Below are 14,855 nucleotides of genomic sequence, written 5' to 3' on the forward strand. Positions count from 1 at the left end.
GACGCGCGAGTGCGCGTCGCCCCTCTCCCTCTGGGAGAGGGTCACGGCGCCGAAGCCGGACCCCGGCGGATCACTCCGCCGGCTGGCCGGTGGGCGTGCTGTCCGGCGCGGCTTCACGGCGGCCGCCGGTGAGGCCGGACAGCCAGCTTCCCACCACGTAGAAGGCCGGCGTGAAGATCAGGCCGAACATGGTGACGCCGATCATGCCCGAGAACACCGCGGTGCCGAGCGCCTGGCGCAGCTCGGAGCCGGCGCCGGTCGCCCACACCAGCGGCACCACGCCGAGGATGAAGGCGAGCGACGTCATCAGGATCGGCCGCAGTCGCAGCCGCGCCGCCTCGACGGCGGCGGCCCGACGGTCGCGCCCCTCGTCCTCGAGCTGGCGCGCGAACTCGACGATCAGGATAGCGTTCTTGGCCGCCAGTCCTATCAGCACGACGAAGCCGACCTGGGTGAGGATGTTGTTGTCCATCCCGCGCAGGATCACGCCCGTGATCGCGGCGACCAGGCACATCGGCACGATCATGATCACGGCGAGCGGCAGCGTCAGGCTCTCGTACTGGGCGGCCAGCACCAGGAACACGAAGACGACGCCGAGCCCGAAGGCGAACAGCGCGGTGTCGCCGGCCCTGAGCTGCTGATAGGCGAGGCCCGTCCACTCGTAGCCGATGCCGGGCGGCAGCGTCTCGGCGGCGAGCTTCTCCATGATGGCGATCGCCTGCCCCTGCGAGTAGCCGGGCGCCGAATCGCCGTCGAGCTCGGCGGCCGGATAGAGGTTGTAGCGCGGCACCCGGTAGGGTCCGGAGATGTCGCGCACCGTGGTGAACGAGCCGATCGGCACGGTCTCGCCGCGCGAGTTCTTCACCCGCAGGGCCAGCACGTCCTTGGCCTCCAGGCGATGCTCGGCATCGGCCTGCGCCTGCACCCGGAAGGTGCGGCCGAACAGGTTGAAGTCGTTGACGTAGGACGACCCGATATAGACCTGCAGGGTGCTGAACACGTCGGCCATGTTGATGCCGAGGAGCTGCGCCTTGGTGCGGTCGATGTCGAGATAGAGCTGCGGCGTCGAGGTCTCGAACAGCGAGTAGACCTGCTTGAGGCCGGGTGTCTGGGCGGCGCGGCCCATCATGGCGTAGACGGAGCCGAGCAACGCCTGCGAGCCGAGGCCGTTGCGGTCCTGCACCATCATGCGGTAGCCGCCGGCATTGCCGATGCCCTGCACGGGCGGCGGCAGCACCACGACCATGAAGGCGTCCTGGATCGCGGCGAGCTTGCGGAACAGCGCCGTCTGGATGCCGGCGGCCGTCTTGGCCGGATCGCCGACCCGCTTCTCGAACGGCTCGAGGATCAGGAACATGGCGCCGGCATTGGGGGCGTTGGTGAAGGTCGCGCCCGAGAAGCCGACGATGTTGATGGCGTGACCGACGCCGGGCGTCTCCAGCGCCATGTCGGCGGCGCGCTTCATCACCGCGTCGGTCCGCTGCAGCGAGGCGCCCGGCGGCAGCTGCGCGGCGACGATCAGGTAGCCACGGTCCTGCTGCGGGATGAAGCCCTGCGGCGTTTGACGGAACTCGTTGAGGCCGAAGGCGAGCACGCCGACATAGGCGAGCAGCATCAGCACCACGAGGCGCACGACCCGGCCGGCGATCCAGGCATAGCCGCTCGCCACCGCGTCGAAGCCGCGGTTGAACAGGCGGAAGAAGCCGTGCACGGGCTTCTCGAACCAGCGCTCGCGGTGATGCGGATCGTGCGCCTTGAGGAGCAGCGCGCACAGGGCCGGCGACAGCGTCAGCGAGACGAGCAGCGAGATCAGCGTCGAGCCCGCGATGGTGAGCGCGAACTGCTGGTAGAACTGCCCCGAGATGCCGGTGATGAAGGCGGTCGGCACGAACACGGCGGACAGCACGAGCGAGATGGCGACGAGCGCCCCGCCGACCTCGTCCATGGTCTTGTGGGCGGCGTCGCGCGGGCTCATCCCGGCCGAGATGTTGCGCTCGACGTTCTCCACCACGACGATCGCGTCGTCGACCACGATGCCGATGGCGAGCACCAGGCCGAACAGCGACAGGTTGTTGAGCGAGAACCCGAACAGGCTCATCACGAAGAACGTGCCGACGAGCGAGATCGGAATCGCCAGGATCGGGATGACGGCGGCTCGCCAGGTCTGGAGGAACAGGATGACCACGAGCACGACCAGGATGGCCGCCTCGAAGATCGTCTCGACCACGGCGCGCACCGACTCGGCGATGAACGTGGTCGGATTGTAGATGATCGCGTGCTTGACGCCCTGCGGGAACCCCGGGGCGAGGCGCTCCATGGTCGCGACGACACCCTGGCCCGTCGTCAGCGCGTTCGAGCCCGGACGCTGGAACACGCCGAGCGCCACCGAGGGCTGGCGGTCGAGATAGGAGGTCGAGGAGTAGTCCTGCGCGGTCAGCTCGACGCGGCCGATGTCCTTGATGCGCACCACCGCCGTCTCGGTCTGCTTGACGACGACATTGGCGAACTCCGCCGGGTCGGACAGGCGCCCGAGCGTGCGCACCGCGACCTGGAAGGCGAGCTGCTCGGGCACCGGCGGCTGGTTGAGCACGCCGGAGGCGACCTGGATGTTCTGCCCCTGCAGGGCCGCCGTCACGTCCTGGGCGGTGAGGTTGAGCGACTGCAGCCGGTCTGGATCGAGCCAGATCTGCATCGCGTAGTCGCGACTGCCGAACACCGTGATGGAGCCGACGCCGTCGACGCGCGACAGCACGTCCTTGACCTGGATGTTGGCGAAGTTGGAGATGAACAGCGTGTCGCGCGAGCTGTCCGGCGAGTAGAGGTTCACCACCATCAGGATGTCGGGCGAGGCCTTGTTGACCGTCACGCCGATCTGCTGGACCTGGATGGGCAGGCGCGGCTGCGCCACCGCGACGCGGTTCTGCACCTGCACCTGGGCGATGTCGAGATTGACGCCGAGGTTGAACGTCACGGCGATCGAGAAGCGCCCGTCCGCGGTGGAGTTGGAGGAGATGTACATCATCCCCTCGACGCCGTTGATCTGCTGCTCGATCGGCGCCACGACGGTCTCGGCGACCGTCTCGGCGCTGGCGCCCGGATACTGGCCCGTCACGTTGATGACGGGCGGCGCGATCTCCGGATACTGGGCGACCGGCAGCCGCAGATAGGCGACCGCGCCCAGGATCACGATGACGATCGAGACGACCGACGCGAAGATCGGCCGCTCGATGAAGAAGTGGGAGAGCTTCATCGCGCGCTGCTCACTCGGCCTTCGTGGCCGGCCGGCTGGAGGGCTCGGCCGCGGCCTGTGGACCGGCCGGAGCCGCGCGGGTGATCGGCTCCTCCTTCGGCGTCACCTTGATGCCGGGGCGGGTGCGCGCCATGCCGTTGACGATCACCAGGTCGTTCGGGCCGAGCCCGTCCTTGATCACCCGCAGCTTGCCGTCGAGCTGGCCCAGCGTGACGAACTTCTGGCGCGCCGTGCTCTCGGCGTCGACCACGAACACGTACTTGCGCACCTGCTCGGAGCCGATCGCGACGTCCGGCACCATCAGGGCGGTCTGCGGCTGCGAGGCCGGCACACGCACCCGGGCGAACATGCCGGGCGTGAACAGCCCGTCCGGATTGGGCAGCACGGCGCGGCCGCGGATCGTGCCGGTGGTGCGCTCGATCACGTTGTCGACGAAGTCCATGCGGCCCTTGTGGCCGAACTCCTTCTCGTCGATCAGCTTCAGCGCGACCTCGAGGCCGCCGGCGCGGTTCGCCGGGCCGTCGGTCGTCATCCGCTGGTAGCGCAGATAGGCGGCCTCGTCGTAGGTGAACTCGAAGCGGATCGGATCGTAGGTCACGATGGTGGCGAGCAACGTGGTGGTGCCGCCGGTGCCGCCGGTGACGAGATTGCCGACCGACACGCGACGGTCGCCGATGCGACCGGCGATCGGCGCCTTCAGCTCGGTGAACTCGAGATCGAGCGTCGCCTGGCGGACCGCCGCCTCCTGGGCCGCGACCGAGGCCTCGGCGACGCGCTTCGCCTGGGTGCGCTGGTCGAAGGTCTGCTCCGTGATGGTGCGGTCGCGCACCAGCTGCTGGGCGCGCGACAGATCCGCCTCGGTGAAGGCGAGGTTCGCCTTGGCCTGGGCGAGGTTCGCCTTGGCCTGGTCGAGCGCGGTCTGGAACGGCCGCTTGTCGATGGTGAACAGCAGATCGCCCTGCTTCACCATCTGGCCGTCCTTGAAATGGATCTGGTCCAGATAGCCCGACACGCGCGCGCGGACTTCCACCGAGTCGATCGGCACGAACCGGCCGACATACTCGTCATAGTCGACCACGGTGCCTTCGACCGGCTTCGCCACGGTCACCTGCGGCGGCGGCGGGCCACCGGCCTGCGGCTGCTTGGTCTCGCCGCCGCATCCCGCCAGAACGACAGCCGCACCGACGGCGACGAGACGCGCCCACTTCGAACTCATGACAGCTCCGGAATTTCTAACGACCATCGACATCGCGCATCCTGTCGGCCTTTGTATGGCCCGCCTGATATGGACCGCCTGGAGAAGGAAGCCCGGCGCTGGCGCGACGTCCCGATGGTCTTCCATAACCGCGTGGCATCCCCATATCCGCCCGTGCCATGCAAGTAAATCGACGAAATAATCGAACTCGGAGTTCGCTGTCCGATCGAACCCGGAGTTTTCCTTCATCACGACGGTATCGCGGCCCCGGCGACAAAAACCGGACCAGAGTCTAGAGATTCCAAACGTCGTCGACATCGCGGATACGAGCAATATCCCGCCACCGGTCGGCCTCGCCCCGAACGATAATTCCGGTCCGGGCTCCGAAAGCTCGGACGATACTGCGCTGCTGGACGCGTATTCGAACGCCGTCACGTCGGTCGTCGATCGCATCGGACCGGCCGTGGTGCGGCTCGATGTCGTCGGCCCGCAGGGCCGCCGCGGCTCCGGCTCCGGCGTGATCGTGTCGCCGGACGGCCTGATCGTCACCAACCACCACGTCGTCGCGGCCGCGGCGGCGCGCGCGCCGGGCGTGCGGCTCGCCGTCACGACGGCGGACGGCCTGCGGCTCGGTGCCCGCGTCGTCGGGGCCGATCCCGACACCGATCTCGCCCTGGTGCGCGTCGACGAGAACGTGCTGCTGCCCTCCGCCGCGCTGGGGGACTCGCGAAGGCTCCGCCGCGGCCAGCTCGTCGTCGCGATCGGCAATCCGCTCGGCTTCGAGTCGACCGTCACGGCCGGCGTCGTGTCGGCGCTCGGGCGGTCGCTGCGCGCCTCGAACGGCCGGCTGGTCGACGACCTGATCCAGACCGACGCCGCGCTCAACCCCGGCAATTCGGGCGGACCGCTCGTCGCCTCGCACGGCGAGGTGGTGGGGATCGCCACGGCGATCATCCAGGGCGCGCAGGGCATCTGCTTCGCCATCGCGGCCAACACCGTGAAGCATGTGCTCGGCGAGCTGGTGCGGCACGGCCGGGTGCGCCGCGCCTTCATCGGCATCGCGGCCGCCCAGACCGCCCTGCCGGCGCGGTTGCGGCATCTCGCCGGCGTCGCCCAGGAGAGCGCCGTGATGATCGCCGGCGTCGATCCGGGCAGCCCCGCGGCGGAGGCCGGGATCGTCGCCGGTGACGTCGTGCTGGCGATCGACGGCGTGCCGGTCACCGGTGCCGACGAGCTCGTGCGCGTCCTCACCGGCGAGCGGATCGGCCGCGCGCTCGCCATCGAACTCTTGCGCGGCGGCGAGCGGCGTACGGTCCCGGTGGTGCCGCTGGAGCGGCCCGGGCGCACGGCGGCGTAGCCGGCAGAGAGCTTCGCCGAGACCCGCCAACGACCGCGCTGCGATTGCGCACGCGAATTTGTACCACTTTCGGTTTACTTTTGGACGATCGCCCGCTTAGGTTGTAGTCGCAACCCGCGGGCGTCCGGCCGCCGGGCCGCGCCGCACCCACGGCGCGGCCCGACGGCGACCCGCGCCCGCCATCGGAGGCCGGCGATGCTGTTCTATGTCCAGATGCGGTGGAACTATCAGGGGCGGATCAACCAGGATCAGCTCTGGGCGCTGGAGGAGCGCGAGGGCGAGCACGGCGTCGCCGGCATCCGGGCCGGCTTCGTCCAGCTCTACAAGGTGGTGTCGCAGCATCGCATCATCGCGATCGTGAAGGCCGACTCGCTCGAGGATTTGGACCGCAACTCGATGGGCTGGCTGCCCATGCGCGAGTATCTCGACTTCGAGGTGGTGTGGGCGCTGCGCGACTACGAGGGCTTCCTCGGCGACGTGAAGGCGCGCTTCCCGCGGCCGGGCGCTCCCCTGCCCGCCCCGGGCTCGGTCGATCCGGCGGCGACCCGCGAGATCGCCGCGGCGTGGTTCGAGAACCTGAGCGCCGGCCGCTCCGAGGAGGCGCTGAAGCTGGTCCATCCCGACGTCATCTGGGACAACGTGCCGCCGGTGCCGGGCGTCACCGATCTCGCGCCCTGGCTCGGCTCCTATCGGGGCCTGCCGGCCGTGCTCAAGAGCTTCGAGGTGTGGGCGGCGCATTCCCGCATGCTCAGCTTCGCGCTGCTCGGCGACATCATGGTCGACGGCGCGCGGGCGGTCGGCATCGTCCACGAGCACGCCCAGTGCATCGCCAACGGCAACGAGTACGACCTCCAGGTCGCGACCTTCCTGACGGTGCGCGACCGCCGCATCGTCGAGTGGCGGGTGAACTGGGACGTGTCGCCGCTCGTGCGCGCGTATCGAAACCTGTGAGGCTCGCCATGGATGTGCCAAGCCGTGACGCTCCGTCGGACGTCGCGGCCCGCGATCTCGTCGCGGCCGTGCGGTCCGGCACGCTCGCCGCGGTCGTCGTCGCGCTCGGCGCCGGGGCCGATCCGAACGGGATCGATCCGACGAGCGGGCTGACGCCGCTGATGCTCGCCGCCGGGCTCGGCGATGCCGACAAGGCAGCGGCGCTGCTCGCCGCCGGCGCGCTTACCGACGCGCTCGACCGCAAGGCCGGCACGGCGGCGCTCCACAAGGCCTGCCAGGGCGCCCACACGGCGGTCGCCCGCATGCTGATCGAGGCCGGCGCCTCGGTCGACCTGCAGGCGACATCGACGGGCCACACGCCGCTGTTCGAGGCGATCTGGTTCAAGGCGGACGAGATCGTCGCCCTGCTGCTGGGCCGCGACTGCCGGCTGACGCCGACGAGCTATTACGGCTTCACGCTGACCGACCATCTCGCCTACGCCAAGACTGTCAGTCAGGGCGCCGGCGACGCCGAGGCGCTCGCCCGCATCGAGGCGCTGATCGCGCAGCGGCAAGCTCGGGACCGAGCCGCGATGGGCGAGGCGGTGCTGATCCGCGCCGTCCAGGCGAGAGACCTGCCCGCGCTGCGGGTGGCGCTCGCCGACGGCGCCGCGGTCGACCGGCGCTGGCCCGTGGTCGGCGGCTTCGACGACGGCCACACGGCGCTGCTCGTCGCGGCGCGCGACGGCTTGACCGAGATGGTCGGCCTGCTGATCGACGCCGGCGCCGACGTCAACGCGGTGGAGCCGGTGTTCGGCGCCGTGCCGCTGCACAAGGCGACCTACAACGGCCATGTCGAGATCACGCGGCGGCTCGCGCGGGCACCCGGCGTGAACCTCGACTATCAGGGTCCGTCGAACGGCTACACGCCGCTGCACGACGCGCTGTGGCACGGCTTCTCGGACTGCGCCGCCGTGCTGCTCGACGCCGGCGCCCGGACCGACATCGTCGCCTGGGACGGCAAGCGCCCGCTCGACCTCGCCCGCGAGAAGCTCGGCGAGGACGATGCGGTGACGAAGCGGCTGGCAGGCGCGTGATCAGCTCGGATCGGCGGCCGCGCTGAAGCCTCGTGTCCCGGGCGCGGTGCCATGCACCGCGACCCGGGACCCAGAGCGATGGAACGAAACGCATCCACCCGGCGCCCCTGGGCCCCGGCTCTGCGGCACATCGCGCCTACGGCCCGATGTGCCTTGTCCGGGGCACACGGAGCAAATCACGCCGGATCGACGGGCGGCGCCGGCGGGGTTGCCGTCTTCCGCCGCCGCGCGAGGCCGCGCAGCCATTGGCGGCCGAACAGCGCCGCGATGGCGAGGCCGTAGGCGGCGGCGCCGATCAGCGCGAGGGCGGCGAGCGACGTCTCGTGGCGGAGCATCTGGCCGGGCTCGATCAGCGCGGCGACGAAACGCTGGCCGGCGACGAGCGCCACGGCCAGCACCACGGCGGCGATCGCGAGGCGGGCGACCGAGCGAATCAGCCGCGCATCCCAGCCGAGCAGGCCGGCGCGGCGGGCGAACCAGACGACGAGCAGGAAGTTCACCCAGGCCCCGACCGCGGTGGCGAGCGCGAGGCCGACCTGCGACAGCGGCCCCATCAGGGCGATCTTGAGCGCCACGTTGACGACCACCGAAACGAGCAGCGCCTTCACCGGCGTCTTGGTGTCGCCGCGGGCCAGAAAGGTCGCCGTGACGCTGCGGATCAGCACGAAGGGCAACAGGCCGACCGTGTAGGCGGCGAGCGTCGCGCCGGCCGCCGCCGCGTCGGCGGCCGTGAAGGCACCGCGTGAGAACAGCGCCAGCATGATCAGATCGGGCAGCAGCAGGAAGGCGACCAGGCACGGCACCGAGAGGAGGAGCGCGAGCTCGACGGCGCGGCTTTGCGCCTCGCGCGCGCCCGCCTCGTCGCCGCCGGCGATGCGGCTCGCCATCTCGGGCAGGACGACGGTGCCGACCGCGATGCCGATGACGCCGACCGGGAGCTGATAGAGCCGATCGGCGTAGTAGAGCGCCGAGAGCGCGCCGGCCGGCAGGAAGCTCGCGATGATGGTGTCGGCGAACATCGCGATCTGCAGGCCGGCGGAGCCGACCGTCGCCGGGCCGAGCGCCTTGAAGAACCTCTTCACGTCGTCGTCGAGCGCGAGGCCGGAGAAGCGTGGCAGGCCAGTGCGGCGCGCCACGTCGGCGCCGACCAGCAGCACCTCGAGCACGCCGGCGATCAGCACGCCCCAGGCGGCGGCGTGGCCGGCGGTCGGGAAGAACGCCGCGAGCGACAGCGTCGCCATCATGCTGAGATTGAGCAGCACCGGCGCCGCGGCCGGCGAGGCGAAGCGCTGCACGGCGTTGAGCATGCCGCCGTAGAGCGTGACGAGGCTGACCAGCACCAGATACGGGAAGGTGATGCGGGTCAGCTCGACGGCGAGATCGAATCGCCCGCTGCCGGCCGCGAAGCCCGGCGCCAGGAGGCCGATGACGGCCGGCGTGAAGGCGAGCGCGAGTGCGAGCAGCACGGCTTCGGCCGCCATCAGCATGGTGAAGACGCGATCGGCGAACAGCCGCGCCGGATCCGCCCCGCCTTGCTTCACGATGCGGGCATAGGCGGGCACGAAGGCGGCGTTGAAAGCCCCCTCGGCGAAGATGGCGCGGAAGTGATTGGGAAGCCGGAGCGCCACGAAGAAGGCGTCGGCGACCGGGCCGGCGCCGAGCACCGCGGCCAGCATGATGTCGCGCAGGAAGCCGGTGACGCGCGAGACGAGCGTCAGCCCCCCGACAGTCGCGATGCGTCCGAGCATGGCCCGTTGTCCGTCATTCCGGGGCGCACCGCAGGTGCGAACCCGGAATCCAGCCACGTTTTCCGAGGTCTCGGCTGGATTCCGGGTTCGGCGCTGCGCGCCGCCCCGGAATGACCGAGACGCGACTATTCGGTCGTGATCACCCCTTCACGGCCCGCCGCACCGCGTCGATCACCCGGTCCTGCGACGCCGCGTCCAGATAGGCGTGCATCGGCAGCGCGATCACCTCGGCCGCGACCTTGTCGGACACGGGAAGGCCGTCGCCGGCGGTCGGATAGTGCTTGTAGGCGAGCTGACGGTGCAGCGGGATCGGATAGTAGATCGCGGTCGGCACGCCGTCGGCCCGCAGCGCCGCCGCGAATTTTTCGCGCGTCCCGGCGGGTATCCGGATCGTGTACTGGGCCCACACCGAGGCGTAGCCCTCGGGCACCACCGGCACGCCGACGACGTCGCCGAGGCCCTCGGCATAGCGGCGCGCGACGGCATCGCGGGCGAGAATCTCGTCGGAAAAGATCTTCAGCTTCTCGATCAGCACGGCGGCCTGCACGGTGTCGAGCCGCGAGGTGAGGCCGATGCGGATGTTGTCGTACTTGTCGGAGCCGTGCCCGTGCACGCGCAGGCTCTTCAACGTCGCGACCAGATCCGGATCGTCGGTGAGGATCGCGCCGCCGTCGCCGTAGCAGCCGAGCGGCTTCGCGGGAAAGAAGCTCGTCGCGGTCGCGGTCGCCATACCGTCGACGCCGAGCCGACGGCCCTTGTAGGTCGCACCAAAGGACTGTGCGGCGTCGTCGAGCACGAACAGGCCCTCGGCCTTCGCCAGCGCCGCGATGGCGTCGTGGTCGGCCGGCAGGCCGAACAGGTCGACCGGGATGATGCCGCGCGGCTCGAGGCCGAGCGACCTCGCCTTCGCGATCGCGGCGGCGGCGCTCTCGACCGAGATGTTGTAGGTCGCCTCGTCGATGTCGGCGAACACCGGCGTCGCGCGATGCAGCGCCACCACCTCGGCCGTGGCGCAGAACGTGAAGGACGGGCAGATCACCGCGTCGCCGGGGCCGATGCCCTTGGCCATCAGCACGAGCGAGAGCGCGTCGGTGCCGCTCGCGCAGGTGACGGCGTGGCTGGCGCCGCAGAAGGCGGCGAGATCGGCCTCGAGCTGCTGAACCTCGGGGCCGAGGATGAACTGACAATGCGCCAGCACGCGGGCGACGGCGTCGTCGACCTTGGTGCCGAGGGCGCGGCGTTGCGCCGCCACGTCGATGAAGGGAATCGGCTGCGGCTGCAGGCGGGCGTGCTGGGTCATGCGATGTCCTGCATGCGATGGCGTGTGGGTCTGTCTCGTGGACGTCCGGCCGCCGGGTCGGGCGCGCGCCTCAGCGCGCCACCACGCGCGGCTTGCGGAGCGGCAGGCCGATCGCCTCGCCGCCCACCTCGAGGCAGCGGATGGCGATCTCGAGGCTGGCGACGCCCTCCTCGCCGGTGACGGCGGGGCGCGTGCCGGTGCGCACCGCCTTGATGAAGGCGCCGAGCTCGGCACGCAACGGCTCGTCGTGGCCGACCGAGAGGTGGCGCATCGAGTAGCTGCCGTCCGGCTGGAAGCCGAAATACTCGGTCACCTGCCGGGTGAGCAGATCGCCGGTGATGTACTTGCGCTTGGTGGCGATCTGGACGGTGCGCGCCTTGAACGGCGTCAGCCAGTTGGTGTTGATGTGGGCGAGCACGCCGGAGGCGGTGCGGAACTGCAGGAGCGCGATGTCCTCGCGCTCGGCCTTGGCGCTGGAGAGTTGCGGCTGCACCTCGGTGATCTCGGAGTCGGTGAACCAGCGCACCAGATCGATGTCGTGCACGGCGAGGTCGATGACGATGCCGACGTTCGACATGCGCGGCGGGAACGGCCCGACTCGCGTGATGGCGATCGACAGGATGTCCTCGTTGCGGATCGCCTCCTTCAGCGACTGCGCGGCCGGGTTGAAGCGCTCGACATGACCGACCATCAGGGTCACGCCGGCGCGCTTCGCCGCCTCGATGATCTCGTGGCCCTGCTCCACCGTGGAGGCGATCGGCTTCTCCACCAGCACGTGGACGCCGCGCCGGATGCAGGTGAGCGCGACCTCGCGATGCAGATGCGTCGGCGCCGCGATGGTCACGGCGTCGACGCCGAAGTCGAGCAGCTTGCCGACGTCCGGGAACGTGCCGCAGCCGAGCGTGCGGCCGACGAACTCGGTCTGGCCGACGCTCGGATCCGCGACACCGACCAGTTGCACGCCCGGCAGGCCGGCGAACACGCGCGCGTGGTTGCATCCCATCACGCCGACGCCGACCACGCCGACGCGCAACGGCTTCTGGGCGCTGCCCTTGGCGCTGTCGACCATGACCACCTTCCCCGAAATCTGTCCTCGCGCCTCCCTAGCACGCCGGCCGGGGGCGTGCGACGTGAAAAGAAGGTCAGGTAAACACGTTTTGATTCAAATATTTACAATCTGGATTTCAGGCCCTGCTACGGGCTCTTCCGGATTCCTTTCCGCGACGTCTCGCGTCAACGCGCCTGCGGCGAAGGCATCTCGAATCGTGCGCAAGCCGCAGGCACGCCGGTCTCAGCGCACCAATCCGTAGCCGTCGAGATCGATCTCCGGGGTGCGTCCGGACACGATGTCGGCGAGGATTTTCCCGGTGCCGCAGGCCTGCGTCCAACCGTTCGAGCCGTGGCCGATGTCGAGATAGAGGCCCTCGATCGGCGTCGCGCCCAGATAAGGCGGCCCGTCGGGCGTCATCGGCCGCAGGCCGGCCCACGGCTTGATGTCGCCGTCCAGCGACACATCCGGATACATGGCCCGCACGGTGCGGCGCACCGCCTCGATGCCGTCGCGGCGAACGCCGAGACCGTATCCGGCGACCTCCGCCATGCCGGCGGCGCGCAGCCGCGTGCCGAGCCGCGTGATCATCACCTTGGTGTGCTCGTCCATCACGGCGGAGCGCGGCCCCACCTGATCAGACGGCAGATCCACCGTGATGGAGTAGCCCTTCACCGGATAGATCGGCAGGTTGATGCCGTGCGGGCGCAGCAGGAACGGCGCCTCGACGCCGAGCGCGACGACGACGGCATCCGCCTCGAGCGGCCCCTTGTCGGTCTCGACGGCGCGCAGCCGCTGCCCCTCGACCCGCAGGCGCGTGATCTTGGTGCCGAACAGGAAACGGACGCCTTGGCTCTGCAGGCGCGCCGCGAGCCGCGCCGCGAACAGCGCCGAGTCGCCGGTCTCGTCGCCCGGCAGGTTCAGGCCGCCGACGAACCTGATCTTGGAGCGCGCCAGCGCCGGCTCGGCGGCCAGCACGCCGTCGGCATCGAGCAGCTGATGGGTGACGCCGAACGTCTCCAGCACGGCGCTGGCGCGGCGGCCGCCCGCCACCTCGTCCGCCGTGCGGAAGAGCTGCAGCACGCCGCCCTCGCCGTGATCGTATTTGATCCCGATCTCGCGGCGCAGATCCTTCAGGCACGCCTTGCTGTAGTGCGCGATGCGCTGCATGCGCGCCTTGTTACGGGCGAAGCGCTCGGGCGTGCAGTTCTGCACGAAGTCCAGGAGCCAGGCGTACTGATAAGGATCGAACGTCGGCCGCATGGCGAGCGGCGCGTAGCGCTTCAGCATCCAGCGCAGGCCCTTCATCGGCATGCCGGGCGCGGCCCACGGGCCGGCGAAGCCCGGGCACACGCCGCCGGCATTGCCGAAGCTCGTCTCGAGGCCGGCGCCACTGCGCCGCTCGACGACCGTGACGGTGTGGCCGGCACGGTGGAGATAATGAGCGCAGGCGGTTCCGACCACCCCTGCCCCGAGCACGAGAACGTTCATGGGTCCGTCCTGTCGCCGTTCCGGCGAAAGCTGTCGCCGATCCGACGAAACGTGTCGCCGGACCAGCCATCCTTGCCGCCGCGAGCGCGGCGACCGTTGACATGAGCACCGGCCGCGAGCACGCCGCGGCCGGTGCGTTCGTGAAAGCTCTGTCGAAGGCGCGATCGACCGGCGCAGCCGCCGGCCGACCGGCCGGAAACGTCACTGCGACTTGATCATCGCGTCCTTGATGATCTTCTCGGTGCGCGCCGTCTCGTCGGCGATGAAGGTCTTGAACGCCTCGGTGGAGGAGCCGATCGGCTCGAAGCCGAGCACGGCGAAGCGCCGCTTGGTGTCCTCGTCGGCCAGCACCTTGGCGGACACCTCCTGCAGCTTGGCGGTGATCTCGGGCGGCAGGTTCTTCGGCGCCCACAGCCCGTACCACGAGCCGAAGTCGAGCGGCTCCATGCCGGACTCGGCGACCGTCGGGATGTCCGGCGCGGCCTTGCTGCGCTCCAGGCTGGTGATGGCGAGCGCCTTGATCTTGCCGGCCTGCACCAGCGGCAGCGAGGCGACCATCGGATCGGCGACGAGCTGGATCTGGCCGCTCATCAGATCGGCGAGCATCGGCGTCGCGCCCCGATAGGCGATGACCAAAGCATCGACATTCGCCTCGTGCTTGAGCAGCTCGACGGCGAGATGGCCGGCGGCGCCGAAGCCCGAGGTCGCGAACGTGTACTTGCTCGGATCCTTGCGGACGAGATCGAAGAGCTCCTTCAGCGTGTTCGCCGGCACGTTCGGTGCCGTGCTGACGATCAGCGGACCGGAGGCGACGAGCGTGATCGGGGTGAAGTCCTTCGTCACGTCGTAGGGCACGTTCTTGAACAGGAACGGTGCACCGACATGCAGCGAGGCGTGCAGCAGCAGCGTGTAGCCGTCCGGTGCGGACTTCGCCACCGAGCCCGCCCCGACCGTGCCGCCGGCGCCACCGGCCCGGTTCTCGACGATCACGCTGACGCCGAGCGACTCCTGCAGCTTGTGCGCCAGGATGCGGGCGACGCCGTCGACCGAGCCGCCGGCCGGCACCGGCACCACGACCGTGATGGTGCGTGCCGGGTAGGCGTCGCCGTTCGGACCCGCCATCGCCGGGCCCGTCGTCGCCGGCCCGGACACGGCGAGCGCCGTGAGAACCGCGCAAGCCGCCATTGCATTTCTGAACATGTCGTCCTCGTCCTTCGCCCGCCCCGCGACCGGCCATCGAACGCGGGTCGCTTCTCGGCATCTGCGTACCTTTCACGAGGCAAGACCTGCGCCAGTTTCGCGGAGGCGTTCGGGTGCAGCAGCGGATCACGACGGACGGTGCGACATGATCAGATCGGCGCGGCGGCGCCGGCGGCGGCAGCGTTCCGAACGAACTCGGGCGCGCGGAGCCGATCCGCGCGCCCGGACGAAGACGTCGT

The 14,855-nt window shown here is 70.1% G+C and carries 10 protein-coding genes; 3 read left to right on the plus strand and 7 right to left on the minus strand.

Annotated elements, in window-relative coordinates; all coding sequences use genetic code 11:
• Positions 1–70 precede the first annotated feature (70 nt).
• Entirely contained in the window at positions 71–3,250 is a 3,180-nt protein-coding gene (locus tag ABTU92_RS01785) for an efflux RND transporter permease subunit (protein WP_408087079.1), read from the minus strand.
• Between the two features lie 10 nt (positions 3,251–3,260).
• Positions 3,261–4,466 (minus strand): efflux RND transporter periplasmic adaptor subunit, encoded by a 1,206-nt coding sequence (locus ABTU92_RS01790; RefSeq protein WP_408087081.1) that lies wholly within the window; start codon positions 4,464–4,466, stop codon positions 3,261–3,263.
• A gap of 442 nt (positions 4,467–4,908) precedes the next feature.
• Between ABTU92_RS01790 and ABTU92_RS01795 the strand changes: the two genes are divergently transcribed.
• The 3 genes from ABTU92_RS01795 (at position 4,909) to ABTU92_RS01805 (ending at position 7,829) form a co-directional block, all read left to right on the plus strand.
• A complete protein-coding gene (locus tag ABTU92_RS01795; RefSeq protein ID WP_408087083.1) occupies positions 4,909–5,802 on the plus strand; it encodes a S1C family serine protease in 894 nt (297 codons plus the stop codon).
• 195 nt (positions 5,803–5,997) lie between these two features.
• Positions 5,998–6,753: a nuclear transport factor 2 family protein gene (locus ABTU92_RS01800; protein ID WP_111355334.1), complete on the plus strand. Its 756-nt coding sequence runs from the start codon at positions 5,998–6,000 to the stop codon at positions 6,751–6,753.
• 8 nt (positions 6,754–6,761) lie between these two features.
• The gene (locus ABTU92_RS01805) at positions 6,762–7,829 is read left to right on the plus strand and encodes an ankyrin repeat domain-containing protein (RefSeq protein WP_408087085.1); all 1,068 of its coding nucleotides are present in this window, start codon (positions 6,762–6,764) and stop codon (positions 7,827–7,829) included.
• A gap of 176 nt (positions 7,830–8,005) precedes the next feature.
• Here the strand turns inward: ABTU92_RS01805 and murJ are convergent, their stop codons facing one another.
• From murJ to ABTU92_RS01830, 5 genes are all read right to left on the minus strand, one after another.
• Entirely contained in the window at positions 8,006–9,577 is a 1,572-nt protein-coding gene (gene murJ, locus ABTU92_RS01810) for a murein biosynthesis integral membrane protein MurJ (RefSeq protein ID WP_408087087.1), read from the minus strand.
• Between the two features lie 139 nt (positions 9,578–9,716).
• Positions 9,717–10,877, minus strand: a complete 1,161-nt coding sequence (locus ABTU92_RS01815; protein ID WP_408087089.1) for a DegT/DnrJ/EryC1/StrS family aminotransferase — start codon at positions 10,875–10,877, stop codon at positions 9,717–9,719.
• A 70-nt stretch (positions 10,878–10,947) separates the two neighbouring features.
• The gene (locus tag ABTU92_RS01820; RefSeq protein WP_408087091.1) at positions 10,948–11,946 is read right to left on the minus strand and encodes a Gfo/Idh/MocA family oxidoreductase; all 999 of its coding nucleotides are present in this window, start codon (positions 11,944–11,946) and stop codon (positions 10,948–10,950) included.
• Between the two features lie 222 nt (positions 11,947–12,168).
• Positions 12,169–13,416: a D-amino acid dehydrogenase gene (locus ABTU92_RS01825; RefSeq protein WP_408087093.1), complete on the minus strand. Its 1,248-nt coding sequence runs from the start codon at positions 13,414–13,416 to the stop codon at positions 12,169–12,171.
• Positions 13,417–13,617: 201 nt separating this feature from the next.
• Positions 13,618–14,616 carry a Bug family tripartite tricarboxylate transporter substrate binding protein gene (locus ABTU92_RS01830; protein ID WP_408087095.1) on the minus strand — a complete coding sequence of 333 codons (999 nt, stop codon included), beginning with the start codon at positions 14,614–14,616 and terminating at the stop codon, positions 13,618–13,620.
• Between the last annotated feature and the right edge of the window lie 239 nt (positions 14,617–14,855).

This window comes from Rhodoplanes sp. SY1 (assembly GCF_046000175.1).
Taxonomy (GTDB): domain Bacteria; phylum Pseudomonadota; class Alphaproteobacteria; order Rhizobiales; family Xanthobacteraceae; genus Rhodoplanes.